The 16,246-nt window shown below is 72.7% G+C and carries 14 protein-coding genes and 1 tRNA gene; 8 read left to right on the top strand and 7 right to left on the bottom strand.

Annotation, left to right across the window (positions count from 1 at the left end; translation table 11 throughout):
- Positions 1–5: 5 nt before the first annotated feature.
- Together AC07F3_RS32675 and AC07F3_RS32670 are read right to left on the bottom strand one after the other, a co-directional pair.
- Positions 6–1,448, bottom strand: coding sequence for a M1 family metallopeptidase (locus AC07F3_RS32675; protein ID WP_479118117.1), 1,443 nt, complete (start codon positions 1,446–1,448; stop codon positions 6–8).
- Between the two features lie 95 nt (positions 1,449–1,543).
- Positions 1,544–2,152 carry a GlcG/HbpS family heme-binding protein gene (locus AC07F3_RS32670; RefSeq protein ID WP_479118115.1) on the bottom strand — a complete coding sequence of 203 codons (609 nt, stop codon included), beginning with the start codon at positions 2,150–2,152 and terminating at the stop codon, positions 1,544–1,546.
- Between the two features lie 166 nt (positions 2,153–2,318).
- On the opposite strand from AC07F3_RS32670, the gene AC07F3_RS32665 reads away from it, so the two are divergent.
- From AC07F3_RS32665 to AC07F3_RS32655, 3 genes are all read left to right on the top strand, one after another.
- Complete coding sequence (locus tag AC07F3_RS32665) at positions 2,319–3,725, top strand: sensor histidine kinase (RefSeq protein ID WP_479118113.1); 1,407 nt, start codon at positions 2,319–2,321, stop codon at positions 3,723–3,725.
- Entirely contained in the window at positions 3,722–4,348 is a 627-nt protein-coding gene (locus AC07F3_RS32660; RefSeq protein WP_479118111.1) for a response regulator, read from the top strand. The genes AC07F3_RS32665 and AC07F3_RS32660 overlap by 4 nt, the downstream gene beginning before the upstream one ends.
- Positions 4,349–4,825: 477 nt before the next feature.
- The gene (locus AC07F3_RS32655; RefSeq protein WP_469841300.1) at positions 4,826–5,326 is read left to right on the top strand and encodes a hypothetical protein; all 501 of its coding nucleotides are present in this window, start codon (positions 4,826–4,828) and stop codon (positions 5,324–5,326) included.
- 25 nt (positions 5,327–5,351) lie between these two features.
- On the opposite strand, the gene AC07F3_RS32650 is transcribed toward AC07F3_RS32655, so the two are convergent.
- Positions 5,352–6,035, bottom strand: a complete 684-nt coding sequence (locus AC07F3_RS32650) for a pentapeptide repeat-containing protein (protein WP_479118110.1) — start codon at positions 6,033–6,035, stop codon at positions 5,352–5,354.
- 177 nt (positions 6,036–6,212) lie between these two features.
- On the opposite strand from AC07F3_RS32650, the gene AC07F3_RS32645 reads away from it, so the two are divergent.
- Positions 6,213–7,433 carry an NAD(P)-binding protein gene (locus AC07F3_RS32645; RefSeq protein ID WP_479118109.1) on the top strand — a complete coding sequence of 407 codons (1,221 nt, stop codon included), beginning with the start codon at positions 6,213–6,215 and terminating at the stop codon, positions 7,431–7,433.
- A gap of 14 nt (positions 7,434–7,447) precedes the next feature.
- Here the strand turns inward: AC07F3_RS32645 and AC07F3_RS32640 are convergent, their stop codons facing one another.
- Entirely contained in the window at positions 7,448–7,927 is a 480-nt protein-coding gene (locus tag AC07F3_RS32640; protein ID WP_479118107.1) for an N-acetyltransferase family protein, read from the bottom strand.
- 584 nt (positions 7,928–8,511) lie between these two features.
- Here AC07F3_RS32640 and AC07F3_RS32635 point away from each other — a divergent pair.
- Positions 8,512–9,255, top strand: coding sequence for a rhomboid-like protein (locus AC07F3_RS32635; RefSeq protein WP_479118105.1), 744 nt, complete (start codon positions 8,512–8,514; stop codon positions 9,253–9,255).
- Here AC07F3_RS32635 and AC07F3_RS32630 read toward each other — a convergent pair.
- Positions 9,252–9,977 (bottom strand): DsbA family protein, encoded by a 726-nt coding sequence (locus AC07F3_RS32630; RefSeq protein WP_479118103.1) that lies wholly within the window; start codon positions 9,975–9,977, stop codon positions 9,252–9,254. The two genes, AC07F3_RS32635 and AC07F3_RS32630, sit on opposite strands and share 4 nt — an antisense overlap.
- A gap of 192 nt (positions 9,978–10,169) precedes the next feature.
- Here AC07F3_RS32630 and AC07F3_RS32625 point away from each other — a divergent pair, with 192 nt between their 5' ends.
- Positions 10,170–11,558: an NAD(P)/FAD-dependent oxidoreductase gene (locus AC07F3_RS32625; protein ID WP_479118101.1), complete on the top strand. Its 1,389-nt coding sequence runs from the start codon at positions 10,170–10,172 to the stop codon at positions 11,556–11,558.
- A 321-nt stretch (positions 11,559–11,879) separates the two neighbouring features.
- Here the strand turns inward: AC07F3_RS32625 and AC07F3_RS32620 are convergent, their stop codons facing one another.
- Together AC07F3_RS32620 and AC07F3_RS32615 are read right to left on the bottom strand one after the other, a co-directional pair.
- Positions 11,880–14,000, bottom strand: a complete 2,121-nt coding sequence (locus AC07F3_RS32620; RefSeq protein WP_479118100.1) for a restriction endonuclease — start codon at positions 13,998–14,000, stop codon at positions 11,880–11,882.
- A 170-nt stretch (positions 14,001–14,170) separates the two neighbouring features.
- Positions 14,171–14,244 (bottom strand) — tRNA-Thr (locus tag AC07F3_RS32615).
- A 218-nt stretch (positions 14,245–14,462) separates the two neighbouring features.
- On the opposite strand from AC07F3_RS32615, the gene AC07F3_RS32610 reads away from it, so the two are divergent.
- Both AC07F3_RS32610 and AC07F3_RS32605 read left to right on the top strand, forming a co-directional pair.
- A complete protein-coding gene (locus tag AC07F3_RS32610; protein ID WP_114039059.1) occupies positions 14,463–15,599 on the top strand; it encodes an ABC transporter ATP-binding protein in 1,137 nt (378 codons plus the stop codon).
- A 210-nt stretch (positions 15,600–15,809) separates the two neighbouring features.
- Positions 15,810–16,220 (top strand): hypothetical protein, encoded by a 411-nt coding sequence (locus AC07F3_RS32605; RefSeq protein ID WP_114039058.1) that lies wholly within the window; start codon positions 15,810–15,812, stop codon positions 16,218–16,220.
- Positions 16,221–16,246: the final 26 nt, after the last annotated feature.

The raw sequence follows: 16,246 nt of genomic DNA, 5'->3' as shown, positions 1-16,246 counted from the left end.
TGGTTCTACGGGGAGTCGGGCTTCCCGTCCCCGTAGAGCCAGGTGGCCCACACCGCCGAGAGCTTCCCACCCGCTTCGCCGGCCTGCTGCTCGGCGAAGCGGGTGAAGTCCGTGGTGGAGGCGTTGGCGTGCCGGTGGGCGCGCGTCCAGGCCTGGAGCAGCGCGTAGAACTTCGCGTCGCCGAGGGTCTCGCGGATCTTGTGGACGACCATGGCGCCGCGCACGTACACCGGCCGGGCCGACACGTCGGCGGCCGTCGGCGGCGCGGCCGGCGGAAACGCCCAGATCTCGTCGCCCTCGTCCTTGGCGTACTCCTCGTCGAAGTGCCGCTGCGCCGTCGCGCCGCCGTGGTCCTCGCTCCACAGCCACTCCGAGTACTGCGCGAACCCCTCGTTCAGCCACATGTCGCGCCACGCCGCCGGGGTGACGGAATCGCCGAACCACTGGTGGGCCAGCTCGTGCACGAGGGTGCTGGTGTCGAAGTGGTCCAGCGGCATCACCGGCCGGTTCTGCGTCTCCAGGGCGTAGCCCGAGGCCTTCTCCGGCGCCACGATCACGCCCGCCGAGGAGAACGGATACGGCCCGAACCGCTGCTCCTCCCACGCCAGGATGTCCGGGATCTGCGCCACGACGCCCGCGGTCTGCTTCCGCACGCCGGGGTCGACGGCGCTGTAGACCGGGATGCCGGACTTGGTCGTCCCCTTGTCGTCGATCTCGTACGGCCCGATCGCCACGGTCGCGAGATAGGTGGCCATCGGCTCCTTGACCCGCCAACTGAACGAGGTGCGGCCGCCGTTGCTCACCTTGGACGCCAACTCGCCGTTGGAGACCGCCTGGAGACCGTCGGGCACGGTCACCTTGATGTCGTACGTGGCCTTGTCGCTCGGGTGGTTGTTGGACGGGAACCACGCCATCGAACCCGTCGGCTCCCCCAGCGCGAGCACGCCCCCGCCGGGTGATCTCAGCCAGCCCTCCTGGGAGCCGTCGGGGTCCGTGATGGTCTTCGGGCTGCCCGAGTAGCGCACGAGCGCCGTGAACGTGTCGCCCTTGCCGAGGTCCTCACGGGGGCGCAGGGTCAGCTCGTCCCCGGCCCGGTTGACGGCGGCGGGACGGCCGTCGACGGTCGCGTCCCGCACGTCCATCCCGGCGAAGTCGAGGTCGAAGGCGCTGAGATCCTTGGTCGCCCGCGCCACGATCGTGGCCGCGCCCACCAGGTTCCCGGTCGCCGGGTCGTAGTCGAGGTCCAGGCTGTAGTGCTGGACGTCGTAGCCGTCGTTGCCGAGCTTGGGGAAGAGCTGGTCGCGCGCGCCGGAGGAGCCCGGGGTGCCCGTCACGCCTCCGCCGCAGGAGGTGACGGCGAGGGCGGTGAGCAGCGCGACGGAGACGAGACGGGCACGGTGCGCCCCGCGCCCCTGCGGCGCCGCCCGCCTCTCCGTTCGTGAGTCCACCCTTGTGATCCTACGGGCGGCGCGGGGGCCCGCTACCTGTGTCCGCACTCTTCGCGACGCTTCACGGCCGGGCCCCGTGACCGCTGGTGCGCGGGCTACTTGTTGAGGGCGGCGAGGCCCGCCCGGGCGAACTTCTCGTCGAGGTCGCCGCTCGGGGCACCGGCCACGCCGACTCCCGCGACCGGGGCGCCCTTCGCCGTGACGGGGGCGCCGCCCGCCAGGAACAGGGTGCCGGGGATGTCCTTGAGGTTCGGGGTCTGGGCGAGGCGCTTGGCCAGCTCCGAGGTGGGCGCGTTCCAGGAGACGGCGGTGTACGCCTTGCGCACGGCCGACTCGGGGGACTGCGGCCCGGCGCCGTCGCCGCGCAGCGTGACGAGGGTGTTGCCGTCGCGGTCGACGACGGCGACGGACACCTTCTGGTTCTCCTTCGCGGCGGCGTCGAGCGCCGCCTGGGCGGCCTTGGTGGCGGCACCGACGGTGAGGTGGGTGGAGGTGGTCAGGTCGCGGTCGCCGACGGCGGCGCCGCTCGCGGCCGGGGTGGCGGGGGCGGCCGGGGTGGCGGCGTTGGCGGAGACGACGCCGAAGGTTCCGGCGGCGGCGACCGCGAGGCCGGTGAGGGAGAGGGCGAGCTTCCTGTTCCTCGTGCGCTGCGCGCCCTTCGCGGCGTCCGTGGCGAGGTCCGGGTTCTTCGTGGTGAGGTTCATGCTTCGATCCTCCGGGCGGACGCGCCCCGATCCGGTCGGCGTACCGGCTGCTCACGGCGCGCGGTACGGCCGACCCTCCCGTCAGCCGATCGGTTGATGCGGGGGTGGCCGCATCGGGTCACGATGAGTACGTACGCGCAGGTGAGAGGGTTGAGGGAGGACGCGGATGAAGGACGGCGCAGACCCGCCGGGCACCGAGCGATGGCTGCCCGTGGTGATGCACGCGGCGTTCTTCCTGCTGCTCGGGGCCTCGCTCGCGCGGTTCCTGATCCGCCACCCCGGGGAGGCCCGCACCCCCTGGATCATCGCGCTGTCGGCCACGCTGGCCCTGCTCTACGTGCTGGGCCCCGCGCTGGGCTCGCGGCCGACCCCGCGCCGGCTCGGCTGGCTCGCCGGGGTCGTGGCCACCTGGATGGTCCTCGTCGTGCTCGCGCCGAGCTTCGCGTGGTGCGCGGTGCCGCTGTTCTACACCGGGCTGCGCACCCTGCGTCCTCGCGCGGCGCTGGTGCTCGTCGGGGTGCTGACCGCGTTCGTGGTGACGGCCCAGGTCGAGCTGTCGAACGACGGCTTCGACCCGAACCTCGTCCTCGCCCCGCCCGCCGTGGCGGCCATCGCGACGGCCGTCTTCGTCCAGATGCAGCGCCAGTCCGACCGCCAGCGCGAACTGGCCGACCAGCAGCGGGAGTTGATCGACGACCTGCTGCGCACCCGGCGCGAACTCGCCGCCACCGAACGCCGCGAGGGCACGCTCGCCGAACGGCAGCGGCTCTCCATGGAGATCCACGACACCCTGGCCCAGGGCCTGTCCAGCCAGCAGATGCTGCTCCAGGCGGCGGACCGGGTGTGGGCCGCCGACCCCGACGCGGCGCGCCGCCACGTCCGTACCGCCGAGTCCATCGCCGAACGCAGCCTCGCCGAGGCCCGCCGGTTCGTGCACGACCTGGCCCCCGCGGAGCTCGCGGAGGGCGGCGGCCTGGACGCGGCCCTGCGCGCGCTGGCCGCGCGCGAGTCGGCGGAGTCCGGGTCGTTCGAGGTGCGCTGCCACATCGACGGCGCCCCGACCACCCCCCTGCCCGACCGCGTGGGCTCCGCCCTGCTGCGCATCGCCCAGGGCGCCCTGGCGAACGTCCGCGAACACGCCTCCGCGACGACAGCGGCCCTCACCCTCACCTACCTGGGCGACCAGGTGGTCCTGGACATCGCGGACGACGGCCGGGGGTTCGTCCCTGGGGAAGGTGCCTCCCGGCGCGGGCCCGCGCCTGTGCGGCGGCCTGGGAGTGCTGCTCATACGGGCCCTGCTTCCGCGCAGGGGGCCGGGAGCGCTTCCCACCCCGTCCCTGCTTCCGCACAGGAGGTCGGGAGTGCTCCCCACCCTGGCCCTGCTTCCGCGCAGGGGGCCGGGAGCGCTGCCCGCCCCGACCCTGCTTCTGCACAGGCAGCCAGGGTGCGGGGGCATGGGCTGCCTGCGATGTATGCGCGGGTGCGGCAGCTCGGCGGGAGCCTCACCGTCGAGTCGGCACCCGGCGAAGGCACCGTCCTGTCCGCCGCGATCCCCCTGGAGCCCCGGCCATGACCGACCCCGTACGGATTCTGCTCTGCGACGACCACGCCGTGGTGCGGGCCGGGCTGCTCGCCCTCCTCGGCAGCGAGCCGGACATCGAGGTGGCCGGGGAGGCGGGCAGCGGCGAGGAGGCCGTGGCCGCGGCGGCCAAGCTGAAGCCGGACGTCGTGCTCATGGACCTCCAGCTGGGGCCCGGCATCGACGGCGTCGAGGCCACCCGCCGCATCTCCGCGACCGGGGTGCACGTCCTCGTGCTCACCACGTACGACACCGATGCCGACATCACCCGGGCCATCGCTGCCGGCGCGACGGGCTACCTCCTCAAGGCCGAACGCCCCGAGGAGCTCTTCGCCGCGATCCGGGCGGCCGCCGAGGGCCGCACCACGCTGTCCGCGCCGGTGGCCAGCCGTGTGATGAACCAGCTGCGCGGCGCCTCCCGCCCCGCCCTGACGCCCCGCGAACTCGACATCCTGGCTCAGCTGGCCAACGGGCTCGGCAACCGGGACATCGCGCGGGCGCTGTTCATCAGCGAGGCCACGGTGAAGACGCATCTGGGGCGTATCTACGACAAGCTGGGCGTTGACACGCGGGCCGGGGCGGTGGCCGTGGCCAAGGAGCGGCGGCTACTGGCGTGAGGGTGGCCGGGCCCTGGATTCCCCCACCCCGCCCCTTCCCGAGACCCTCCGGGGGTGAAGGGCGTTCCTGGGGCTCCGCCCCAGACCCCGTTCGCGCCTAAAGGGCGCTCGTCCTCAAACGCCGGACGGGCTGAAGATGCCCATGCAGGCCAGCACCGTACTGCCAAGGGGCGCGGGGAACTGCGCGAGAAGCAAGCACGGCCCGCAGACCGAAGGCCACCTAGGGGCGCGGGGAACTGCGCGACCAGCCACGTACGGCCCGCACGAGACACCAGACCCGCAAGCCGCCCGGGGCGCAGCCCCGGACAGACCTCACCTCACAGGGGACCAGCACGGACAGGCCCCCGCAAAGGAACCGGCACGCAGGCCCCGCCCGCAAGGAACCCACAGGCCCCGCCCCGCAGGGGCACCCGCGCCAAGGGGCCCGGGGCGGAGCCCCGGGAGGGGGGAGTGCTCCGGGCGTGACACCATCGAGCCGTGCTCGACATCGGCTACTCCCTATCCCGCCGCTTCCCCGACCCCACCCGGATCGACTACAGCCGCGCAGACGTCTACACCCTCCGCCACGACCTGTTCTGCGGAGACGTCTACCTCGCCGACACCAAGGCGGACCGCGAGGTGTCCACAGCCTGGGGATGGGTGCCGGTGCTCGACTTCGCCTGGGCCCTGTGCGACACCGTCGAGCGCCTCGACGAGGACCCCCTCGGCTCGCGCGCCGCCCGGCCCCAGTACGCCGAGATCGACTTCACCGAGTCCAGCGACCGCATGCTCTTCGAGCGCCGCTTCGGCTGGGTGGACGTGGAGGCCGACTGGATGCCCGCCGACGAGCCGCCCCTCACCTTCTCGCACGCCGAACTCCGCCGCGAGACAAGGGACTTCCTGCACGACCTGATCGCCGACCTGACCGACCTGCACGAGGACCTCGGCGACAACCCGATCGTCTGGGACCTCCAGGCCCGGTTCCCCCGGCTCCCCTGACCGTCCCCCCACCGGCGGCAGAGGCTCACGCCTCCACGCGCACCCCCACCTGCGCGGCGAACGCCGGTGCCAGGTCGAGGAGTTGGGACGGGCTGATGACCGCACCCGCGAGCCGTTCCACCCCGCGCGCGATGTCGAGCAGGGTGGCCCCGCGCAGGTCGACGTCCTTCATCCGGGCCCCCGCGAAGTCGGCCCGGCGCAGCTCGCAGCCCCGGAACTCGACCCGCGTCAGCGTGGCCCCGCCGAAGTCGGGCTCGGCCAGCACACACCCCTCGAAGACGACGTCACGCAGCTCGGCCTCCCGCAGGTTCAGGTAGTCGATCTTCCCGCCCTTGATCAGCACCCGCTCCAGCATCGCCCCGTGCAGCTGCACCCCGCCCATCCGGACGTCGCGCACCTCCACGTCCCGCAGGTTCGCCCGCGCCAGGTCCGTACCCACACCGCGCACCCCGGACAGGACCGAGTCGATGAAGCGGGCGCCCGTCAGCCGCGTATCGTCCAGGCCGCAGCCGTAGATCCCGCAGTCGAGGAAGCGCGCGCTGTGCGCCTGCTGTCCCGCCAGGTCGAGGTCCCTGAACTCAAGCCCGTCATAGTCACCCTCCGGCTCCAGCTCACCCGCGCCGAACGGCGCCAGTGGTGGCAGTCGCACCTCCGTCCTGCGGGCACCCGCCGTAGCCGCCGTCTTCTTCGCACTCCGTGCCGCTGCCATGTCCCCATGCTGGACCATGGCACTGACAATCACCCCTGCTCGGAAGCCTGGGAAGCCCCCACTCCGTAAATTCGCGCTCAGTACATGTCACATTCGCGGGCCCCGCTCCGTCCTGTTTCCGTGACCACGGCACGCCCGCCGCACCGCGCGAAGGGAGAAACAGGGATGAGGATGGGGATGGGGACAGGCACAGGGACTACGAGGGGGCCGCGCCATGCGGGCCGGATCACGGTCGTGGGCGGCGGCTTCGCCGGGCTGACCGCCGCGATCACCGCCGCGGAGTCCGGCGCCGCTGTCACGCTGTACGAGGCGCACGCCGACCTCGGCGGGCGGGCCCGCACCGCCGCCGCCCCCTACCGGACCAACGAGGGACCGCACGCCCTCTACAACGGCGGCCCGCACTGGGCCTGGCTCAAACAGCGCGGACTGCTCGGCCCGGTCTCGGCGGTGCGGCCGGCGGAGGCCCTGCGGTTCCGCTTCCACCGGCGCGGAACCCTGCACCGCACCCCGCCGCTCGCCCTGCTGCGCCTGGCCCGCAAGGCACCCGAACTCGCCCCGGTGGACGCCGACTTCGCCACCTGGGCCACCCAGCAGATCGGCGCGCGGGGTGCCCGCGCGGCCGCGCACTACATCGCCGTCGCGCTCTTCCACCACGATCCCGGCTCCCTCTCCGCCCGCTTCGTGCAGGAGCGCCTGCACCGTGCGGCGGCCCTGCCGCCCGAGGCGCACTACCCGGTCGGCGGCTGGGGCGCGCTCATCGAGCGGATGGCATCGCGCGCCTGGGACCTCGGCGTACGCATCGAGACGGACGCACGCGTCGGCGAACTCCCCACCGCCGAAGGCCCGGTGCTGGTGGCGACCTCCCTGGACGCGGCCCGCCGCCTCCTGCGCGACCCCACCCTCAGCTGGCCCAGCGGCCGCACCACCTTGCTCGACCTGGCCCTCGCCGCGCGCCGGGGCGACCCGTTCGTCGTCGCCGACCTCGACGGGCCCGGCTGGCTGGAACGCTTCACCGGCCACGACCCCGCTCTCGCCCCGGCCGGCGAGCAGCTCTTCCAGGGCCACTTCCCCATCGCCCCGCACGAGTCGAAGGCCGACGGCATCACGCACGCCGAGCGCCTCCTGGACGCCGGGTTCCCGGCGTGGCGCGAGCGCACCACCTGGCGCCGCGAGGCCCTGGCGACGGGCCGCACCGGCGCGGTCGACCCGCCCGGCACCACCTGGCGCGACCGCCCCGCGATCGACCGGGGCCACGGCGTGTACCTGGCGGGCGACCAGGTGGCGGCCCCCGGCATCCTCTCGGAGGTGGCGTTCAACAGCGCGATGGAGGCGGCGTCCCTGGCCCTGCGTTCCCTGCGGCTGTCCCGCGCCAACGAGGCCAGCGCGCAAGGCGGTTGAGGAGCGGTACGCGGTTAATCCCTCGCACCTCCGAGCGCCACCAGCGCCTCGTCCGTGAGCCGGTAGGCGGTCCACTCGTCCTGCGGCCGCGCCCCCAGCGACTCATAGAAGGTGATCGACGGGGTGTTCCAGTTCAGCACCGACCATTCGAGCCGCTCGTACCCCCGGGCCACGCAGATGCGGGCCAGCTCGGCCAGGAGAGCCCGGCCGTGGCCGCCGCCCCGGGCCTCGGGGCGTACGTACAGGTCCTCCAGGTAGATGCCGTGCACCCCGCGCCACGTGGAGAAGTTCAGGAACCAGATCGAGAAGCCCACCGGTTCGCCCGCCCCGTCCTCCGCGATGTGCGCGAAGGCGGCCGGGCGCTCACCGAAGAGCGCCTCACGAAGCTGCTCCTCGGTGGCGCGGGCCTCGTCAAGGCACTTCTCGTACTCGGCGAGCTCGCGAACCATCTGGTGGATCACGGGGATGTCATCAGCTGTGGCATTACGGATCATGCCGAAAGCCTAAATCCCGCCCCCACCCCCCAACCCCCCTGAGGGGAACCCCCTGAGGGGCGCGAGGAACCGCGCGACCAGCCACGCACAGCGGGCGGACGAAAGCGGGTGAAGGGGCGCGAGGAACTGCGCGACCAGCCACGCACAACAGGCGGACGAAAGCGGGTAAAGGGGCGCGAGGAACTGCGCGACCAGCCACGCACAACAGGCGGCCGAAGGCGGGTGAAGGGGCGCGGGGAACTGCGCGACCAGCCACGGACGGCACGAGGCCAACATCGGGTTTCAGGGGCGCGGGGAACTGCGCGACCAGCCACGGACGGCCCGCACACCGACGACGGCCCCGGGGGCCAAGGGTGAGGGGGCGGCCCACCCCCGACCCCTCTCCCCCGCCGGTCCGAATGTCGCTCCCCCCACCCACCCCACCCCCATGCGTGAATCGATCCATGAGGCGATTCCCACCCGAAGGGCGACCCGGCGGCGGACCCGAAGAGGGCCCCGGCGCGCGGCCGGAGGAGGCGCGAGGAGGGCAACCCGGCGCCCACACCGACCCGCGCACGGAGACGCGCACGGAGACGCACCCCGGCATGCGGCCAGGCATGCGACCGGGCACCCGGCCACGCGCGCCACGCGCGCCGCGCGCCACCCGCCTGGCCCTCCGAGTGCGGCGGTACATCCGCCGCTCCCCCGGCACCTACATCTGGCTGACCGCCCTGTTCGTCACGACGATCGCCCTGCACCACATGTCCCCGGAGTTCGAGGCGGACTTCCTGCGGCAGCGGTCCACCAACATCCATGCGCTGTCGATCAACCCCCGCCGGGTGCTGATCGCGAGCGCCTTCTGGATCGACGGCGGAGGCTGGCTCCCGTACGCCGTGCTCTACAGCGTCTTCCACGCCCAGGCCGAGCGCTGGCTCGGCACCCTGCGCTGGCTGGTGGTCGCCTTCGGTACGCACGTGGCGGCCACGTTCATCAGCGAGGGCGCGCTGCTGTGGGCGATCCGGCACGACTACGCGCCCCACACGGCGGTCAACACCCTTGACGTGGGCGTCAGTTACGCGCTGGCCGGGGTGGTCGCGGTGCTCACGTACCGGATCGCCCGCCCCTACCGCTACCTGTACCTCGCCGTGGTCCTCGTCCTCTACACGGCCCCGCTCCTCGACGGCCGTACGTTCACCGACCTCGGCCACTTCGCGTCCGTACTCATCGGCCTCGCCTGCTACCCGCTGACCCGTGGCCGGGGCGGCCCGCCCTGGAACCCGGTCGACACGCTGCGTACGGCCCTCCGGCGGCCGAGGGCGCCCCGGACGGCGGGCGAGGGGCCCGGCTAGGAGATGCCCGCCTGGGCCAGCACCTTCTGGAACGCGTCGGCGTCGAAGATCGCCCGCCCGTCCCCGGCCGGCTTCTTCCCGTCGATCAGGACCACGGGGCTGCCGTTGACGCCCGAGTCCTCGAACGCCCCCTCCGCCGCCTTCACGAAGTCCTTGTACGTGTTCTCGCGCACCGCCTTGTCGAAGGCGGCCCCGCGCAGGCCCGGCACCTTATCGGCGATCTTGAGGAGGTTGTCGGCGGTGAAGGCGTCGTCCGTCTCCTTCGCGGGCTGGCTGGCGAACACGGCCGCGTGGAACTCGGCGAACTTGCCCCGGTCGACCGAGGCGCGCATCGCGTTCACGGCCCGCTTGGAGCTGTCGCCGCCGAAGTTGGCGTCCAGGAACGAGGCGATGGTGTAGCGGACCTTGACCTTGCCCTCGGCGGCGAGCTTGGCGACCGCCGTCGCGCCGCCCTCCTCGAAGTGCTTGCAGAAGGGGCAGCGCGGGTCCTCGTACACCGTCACGGTATGGGGCGCGGCCGGATCGCCCACGACGATTTCCGCACCCTCGACCTTCGCGGGCAGCTTGGCGAGCGTGGCGGCGTCCGGCGAGGTCTTCGCGACGAGCTCCGCCTGCGAGGACGCGCCCGAACCGGAGCCCGAGGAGCAGGCGGCCGCCGAGAGGCCGAGGGCCGTGGCCGCCACCGCCGCGACGGCGGCACGACGGAAAGTGCGTACGCCCATGAACAACCAACCCTCCGGCACAAAACCGCGCAAAAAACCTGACCTTCGACACTAAACACCCCGCCGCACCGTCCCGGCCGCCAAAGGTCCCGCCCCACGCCGCCATTGGTCCTTCGGATTCCGCAACGGCCCCGCCCACCTGCGGATTCCACAGCTGGACAGGCCGCCGGAGCGGGTGTACGAACAAGCCCCATGAGCGCGATCAACGGCGGAATCTCCTTCTGGTACGCGACCGACGGCATACCCGTGCCCCGCGAACCGCTGTCCGGCGACGCCACCGCCGACGTGGTGATCGTCGGCGGCGGATACACCGGCCTGTGGACGGCGTACTACCTGAAGAAGGCGGCCCCCTTCCTCAACATCACCGTCCTGGAGTCCCGGTTCTGCGGCTACGGCGCGTCCGGCCGCAACGGCGGCTGGCTGTACAACGGCATCGCGGGCCGTGACCGGTACGCGAAGCTGCACGGCCAGGACAGCGCGGTACGCCTCCAGCGGGCGATGAACGACACCGTGGGCGAGGTGGTGCGGGTCGCCGGTCAGGAGTCGATCGACGCGGACATCCACCAGGGCGGGGTGCTCGAAGTCGCTTACACCCCAGCTCAGTTGGGGAGGCTCAAGGCCTTCCACGCGGCGGAGGTCGCCTTCGGCGAGAAGGACCGCGAGCTGCTCGGGGCGCGCGAGACCGCCGGGCGGGTCCGGGTCAGCGGGGCGGTCGGCTCGACCTGGACCCCGCACGGCGCGCGCGTCCACCCGGTGAAACTGCTCAAGGGGCTGGCGAGCGCGGTCGAGGCGCTGGGCGTCACCGTGTACGAGTCGACGCCGGTCACCGAGATCCGCCCCCGGCACGCGGTCACGCCGTACGGGACGGTCCGCGCGCCGTACGTCCTGCGGTGCACCGAGGGGTTCACCGCCTCGGTCAAGGGGCAGCGGCGGGCCTGGCTGCCCATGAACTCGTCCATGATCGCCACGGAGCCGCTCGGTCCCGAGGTGTGGGAGGCGATCGGCTGGGCGGACCGCGAGACGCTGGGCGACATGGCGCACGCGTACATGTACGCGCAGCGCACCGCCGACGACCGCATCGCGCTGGGCGGGCGGGGCGTGCCGTACCGCTTCGGCTCGCGCACCGACAACGACGGCCGCACCCAGCCCGCGACGGTCGAGGCGCTGCGGGAGATCCTCGTCCGCTTCTTCCCCCAGCTGGCCGGGGTCCGCGTCAGCCACGCCTGGTCGGGCGTGCTCGGCGTGCCGCGCGACTGGTGCGCCTCGGTCACCCTGGACCGCACGACGGGGCTCGGCTGGGCGGGCGGTTACGTCGGCTCGGGCGTGGCCACGGCGAACCTCGCGGCGCGTACGCTGCGGGACCTGATCCAGGAGGACTCCGGCCAGGCGGGGGCCACCGAGCTGACGACGCTGCCGTGGGTCAACCACAAGGTGCGGATGTGGGAGCCGGAGCCGTTGCGGTGGGTGGGGGTGCGGGGGATGTACGCGGCGTATCGCGTGGCGGACCGTCGGGAGCTGTCCGGCCACGGCCCCGCGACGTCCCGCCTGGCGACCCTGGCCAACCGAATCACCTCCCGCTGACCCGCCCCGGCCCACCCCGCCCTCGCCAGGGCGGCCCAACCTTTGCGCAGTTCCCCGCGCCCCCAAAACCCCCTTTCATCCGCCCACCGTGCGTGGCTCGTCGCGCAGTTCCCCGCGCCCCTTAGCAGTGCGGTGCTGGCCCGCATGGGCAACCTCAGCCCGTCCGGCGTTTGAGGACGAGCGCCGTTCAGGCGCGAACGGGGGTCTGGGGGCGGAGCCCCCAGGAGTCGCCCTCAGCCCTCCTCACCCCCGGAGGGTCTCGGGAAGGGGCGGGGTGGGGGGAATCCCGGGGCCGAGCCCCACCCCGCGGGCCAGGGTCGCTCAGGCCACCGCGATGCCGTATTCGCGGACCAGCTCCCCCAACCCACCCCGATACCCCTTGCCCCCCGCCACGAAATCCCAGTCCCCACCCCCACGCCGCCGGAACGACCCGAGAACCAGCGCCGTCTCCCCGGCCCGCCCGTCCGCCACGGGAAGCCGGTCGAGTTCGCGCCCCGCGGGGTCCCGCAGGCACACCGCCGCCTCGGTGAACCCCGCGAGGTCGCCCCCCGGATCGGCCTCGGGGTCGACGGCGGCGACCAGCACCAGCCGGTCGGCCCCCTCGGGCAGCGCGTCGAAGACGACCCGCACCGCCGCCCGGTCACCGCCGGTGCCCGGCACCATCCGTACCGAACCCCCGGGGTTCGCAGGGTTGTTGAAGAACACGAAGTGGTCCTCGGCCAGCACCCGCGACCCCCGGCACACCAGCGCGCACACGTCGAGCGCGACCGCCCCGGCCCACGTCATGCCCAGCAGGCTGAAGTCCTCGGCCTCCTCGGACTCGGACGCCGACCGCTGGGCCGGCACGACGGGCGCGCCCCCCTCAGCGGAACCCGAAGAACCCGCGGAAGCCGAAGAACCCACAGAGCCCAACCGCCCCCGCAGCCCGTGCTGATGCAACAGGTCCACCAGTTCGGTCCCCGAGACCAGGGTCAGCGGCTTGCCCTCGGCGAATCCGTACGATCCGGGCCCGAAGCCCGAAGTCGTCACCAGGACGCCCTTGTTGGCCCCGGCCCCCTGGACCGTGCCGTACAGATCGCGCACCGCCGTCGGCGGAACCGTGTTGCGGTACCGCTTGACCTGGACGATGATCCGGCCGCCGCTGATCGGGTCGGGATCGAGGGCCTCGACGTCCACGCCGCCGTCGTTGGAGCGCTGGGTGGTGAGCGCCTGCATCCCGCGGGCCCGGAACAGCTCGGCGACCAGGCCCTCGAACTCGATCGGGTCCATGGTGAAGAGGTCGGGCTCCTCGCCGCCCCCGTGCGACACCACGCCCGTACCGACGTCGGCGGGCCGCCGCCCGGGGCGTACCGCGGTGCGCTGGTCGGGGCGGGCGGACAACTGCCCGCGCAGCGCGTCCACCAGGCAGTCGACCGCGCTGACCTGGCCGAGGTTCAGCTGCTCGAAGGAGGCGCGCGGCACGCTCACGCTCGCCAGGAAGATCTCGGCCCGGCGTCCGGTGGCGGGGTCCACGTCGTCGACGAAGCCGTTCAGGACGACGGACTCCAGCACCCCGAACTCGTCCGCCGCGAACACCTCGCGCAGAACGAGCAGTACGCACTGCGCGAGCGCGTCCCGGTACAGCGCCCGGCGCTGGGTGACCGGCCGGGCCGTCTCCTTGTCCTGGTCCGAACTGGCCACGTAGCGAACGGACTTGGCCTCGGGGACGATGTCGATCCCGGGCAGCTCCCAGTCGAGCACGAGCTGGCGGGCGCCCCGGTCGAACGCGGCCGCCACCTGGCGGGGGAAGCCCTCGGGCCAGGCGCCGGAGGAGTACAGGGCGGCCGAGAAGTAGTCGACCGCGGCGCCCGGGTCCCCGGCCCGCAGCGCGTCCACCAGCTGGGCGAGGCCCGCGTTGTGCGCGCGCACCTCGGCGAGCTGCTCCGCCGCCCACGCGTCGTACTGCGCCCGGTACGCCGCGAGCTGCTGGACGCGGTGCGCCTCGGCGGCCTGCGCGGCCCGCCAGTCGTGCTCGTACCTGGCCTGCGCCTCCTGCTGGGCCTGCGCCCGCCGCCCGGCCGACCAGCCGCCCTGCGCCTGGTAGTGCGCCGGGTCGGGCATCACCACCGGCTGTCCGAGCTGCCCCGGCTCGAACGGCGCGACCCGCTGCTCCCGGGTCAGCGAAGCCACCCGGAAGGGCGCCGCCCCGCATCCGGCCGCCAACAGCCCGGCCAGCGCCGCGACTTGGTCCTCAAGCTCCTGGGTGCGCTGCCGCGCGTCCGCGTCCCGCGCCTGCCGGTAAGCGGCCTGCTGCTCCCGCTGCGCCCGCGCGAGATCACGCTCGTACGCCCGCTGCTGCCGCTGCTGCTGGACCACCGCCCGCTGCTGCGCCTCCCGCTGACGCTGCTGCTGCCGCTGCGCCTCCGCCCAGACGCCGACCAGCCCACCGGAACGACGACTCATCCTCGCGCACCCCTCCCCGATTCACCCCTGCCCGTCAAGGATCGCATTGGCCGGCGGCACCTCCACGGCGGCACGGCAACCATGATCACAAGAGCCCCACCCAGACCCCCGCCCCCACCCCCGAACGCGAAAAAGCTCCCGGCCACGATCGGCCGGGAGCCTTCCCCAAGAGCCCCCTGTCGGGTTCGAACCGACGACCCCCGCTTTACAAGAGCGGTGCTCTGGCCAGCTGAGCTAAGGAGGCAACTCGTGAAGTGTAACCAACGCTCGCCCGGGCGCGGCCGCAAATTTCGTGGGGCCCGGCGGGAGCGGGCGCTTCCGGGAACTTCCCTTCGCCGGGCTGCTGACAAGACGGACGTCCCCGGGTAGCGTCCTGACCCAGTCCGCCCAGGTGGACTACACCACTTCTCCCTCTACTCGGATCGTCCGGCACGTTCCTGCCGGTGAAGGGACACATCAGTCATGGCCACTGTCACGTTCGACAAGGCGACCCGGATCTACCCGGGCTCCACCAAGCCCGCGGTCGACGGGCTCGAGATCGAGATCGAGGACGGCGAGTTCCTCGTCCTCGTCGGACCCTCCGGCTGCGGAAAGTCCACCTCCCTGCGCATGCTCGCGGGCCTGGAGGACGTCAACGGCGGAGCGATCCGCATCGGCGAGCGTGACGTCACGCACCTGCCGCCCAAGGACCGGGACATCGCGATGGTGTTCCAGAACTACGCGCTGTACCCGCACATGACCGTCGCCGACAACATGGGCTTCGCCCTCAAGATCGCCGGCGTGAACAAGGCGGAGATCCGCAAGAAGGTCGAGGAGGCGGCGAAGATCCTCGACCTGACCGAGTACCTCGACCGCAAGCCCAAGGCCCTCTCCGGCGGCCAGCGCCAGCGCGTCGCCATGGGCCGTGCCATCGTGCGCGAGCCGCAGGTCTTCCTCATGGACGAGCCGCTGTCCAACCTGGACGCCAAGCTCCGCGTCTCCACCCGTACGCAGATCGCCTCGCTCCAGCGCCGGCTCGGCATCACCACCGTGTACGTCACGCACGACCAGGTCGAGGCCATGACGATGGGCGACCGCGTGGCCGTCCTCAAGGACGGTCTGCTCCAGCAGATCGACTCGCCGCGCAACATGTACGACCGCCCGGCCAACCTGTTCGTCGCCGGCTTCATCGGCTCGCCCGCCATGAACCTGGTCGAGGTCCCGATCACCGACGGCGGCGTGAAGTTCGGCAACAGCGTGGTGCCGGTCAGCCGCGAGGCGCTGGCCGCGGCCGCCGACAAGGGCGACCGCACCGTCACGGTCGGCGTCCGCCCCGAGCACTTCGACATCGTCGAGCAGAACGGCGGCGCCGCGAAGACCCTCACCAAGGAGTCCGCGGACGCCCCGGCCGGTCTCGCCGTCACCGTCAACGTCGTCGAGGAGCTCGGCGCCGACGGCTATGTGTACGGTTCCGCCGAGGTCGGCGGCGAAGTGAAGGACCTCGTGGTCCGCGTCAACGGCCGCGCGGTCCCGGACAAGGGCACTCAGCTCCACGTCGTCCCGCGTCCGGGTGAGACCCACGTGTTCTCCACCTCCACGGGCGAGCGCCTCACGGACTGAGACCGGTACGCGGCCGCCACCAGGGGGTCTACGGTTGGGGCGGCCCCGAGCGCGAGCGCGGGGCCGCAGCCGGTTGTCGACAAATACCCCGGCACAGCGCCCATTTCGAATCCTGTTCGTCAACCGGTGATTCGAAAAGCGACGTCGAACCATCCCCCGACAGGGTGACTAAATGTCGCCAAATCATCACCCCCCGCTACGCTCGCCTCCGTGACGCACACAGCCCGCCGAATCGGCCGAACCCTCGCCCTTGTCCTGCCCGTCGTCCTCGTGCTCTCCGGGACGCTCGCGGTCACCCGGGTCAACTGGGCAGGCAGCAACGAATCGCAGATCCTGACCGCCTCTTCCGAGAACGTCTCCGTACGCGCCAAGTCCCGCGCCCCGCAGGACGTGCTGCGCGACGCCCTCCTGACCGAACTCCAGGAGAAGGACCCCGGCACCGCGCTGACCCACCTCCAGCGCGAGGTGGAGCACCGGCCCTCGCTCGCCCAGCACTGCATGTCGATCGCCCGCGCGCTCGGCAGGGCCGCCGTGGAGCACTACGGCCCCGCGAAGGCCCAGTCGTACTCCCGCCCCGTCTGCGACACCTCCTTCGCCTCCGGCGTGGCCCAGGAGCGGTGACGCCCCGCTGCGGGGACGCCTATCGT

Source organism: Streptomyces sp. NPDC045846 (assembly GCF_056431605.1).
The sequence above is the reverse complement of the archived record's forward strand: the minus strand, read 5'-3'. Positions and strand labels throughout refer to the sequence as shown.

Bases quoted from the DNA above. Each gene is read 5' to 3' on its own strand.
- AC07F3_RS32650 (WP_479118110.1), bottom strand. From the start codon at position 6,035: ATGGCAGCGGCACGGAGTGCGAAGAAGACGGCGGCTACGGCGGGTGCC.
- AC07F3_RS32625 (WP_479118101.1), top strand. From the start codon at position 10,170: ATGAGCGCGATCAACGGCGGAATCTCCTTCTGGTACGCGACCGACGGC.
- AC07F3_RS32620 (WP_479118100.1), bottom strand. From the start codon at position 14,000: ATGAGTCGTCGTTCCGGTGGGCTGGTCGGCGTCTGGGCGGAGGCGCAG.
- AC07F3_RS32610 (WP_114039059.1), top strand. From the start codon at position 14,463: ATGGCCACTGTCACGTTCGACAAGGCGACCCGGATCTACCCGGGCTCC.
- AC07F3_RS32670 (WP_479118115.1), bottom strand. From the start codon at position 2,152: ATGAACCTCACCACGAAGAACCCGGACCTCGCCACGGACGCCGCGAAG.
- AC07F3_RS32645 (WP_479118109.1), top strand. From the start codon at position 6,213: ATGGGGACAGGCACAGGGACTACGAGGGGGCCGCGCCATGCGGGCCGG.
- AC07F3_RS32630 (WP_479118103.1), bottom strand. From the start codon at position 9,977: ATGGGCGTACGCACTTTCCGTCGTGCCGCCGTCGCGGCGGTGGCGGCC.
- AC07F3_RS32665 (WP_479118113.1), top strand. From the start codon at position 2,319: ATGAAGGACGGCGCAGACCCGCCGGGCACCGAGCGATGGCTGCCCGTG.
- AC07F3_RS32635 (WP_479118105.1), top strand. From the start codon at position 8,512: ATGCGGCCAGGCATGCGACCGGGCACCCGGCCACGCGCGCCACGCGCG.
- AC07F3_RS32640 (WP_479118107.1), bottom strand. From the start codon at position 7,927: ATGATCCGTAATGCCACAGCTGATGACATCCCCGTGATCCACCAGATG.
- AC07F3_RS32660 (WP_479118111.1), top strand. From the start codon at position 3,722: ATGACCGACCCCGTACGGATTCTGCTCTGCGACGACCACGCCGTGGTG.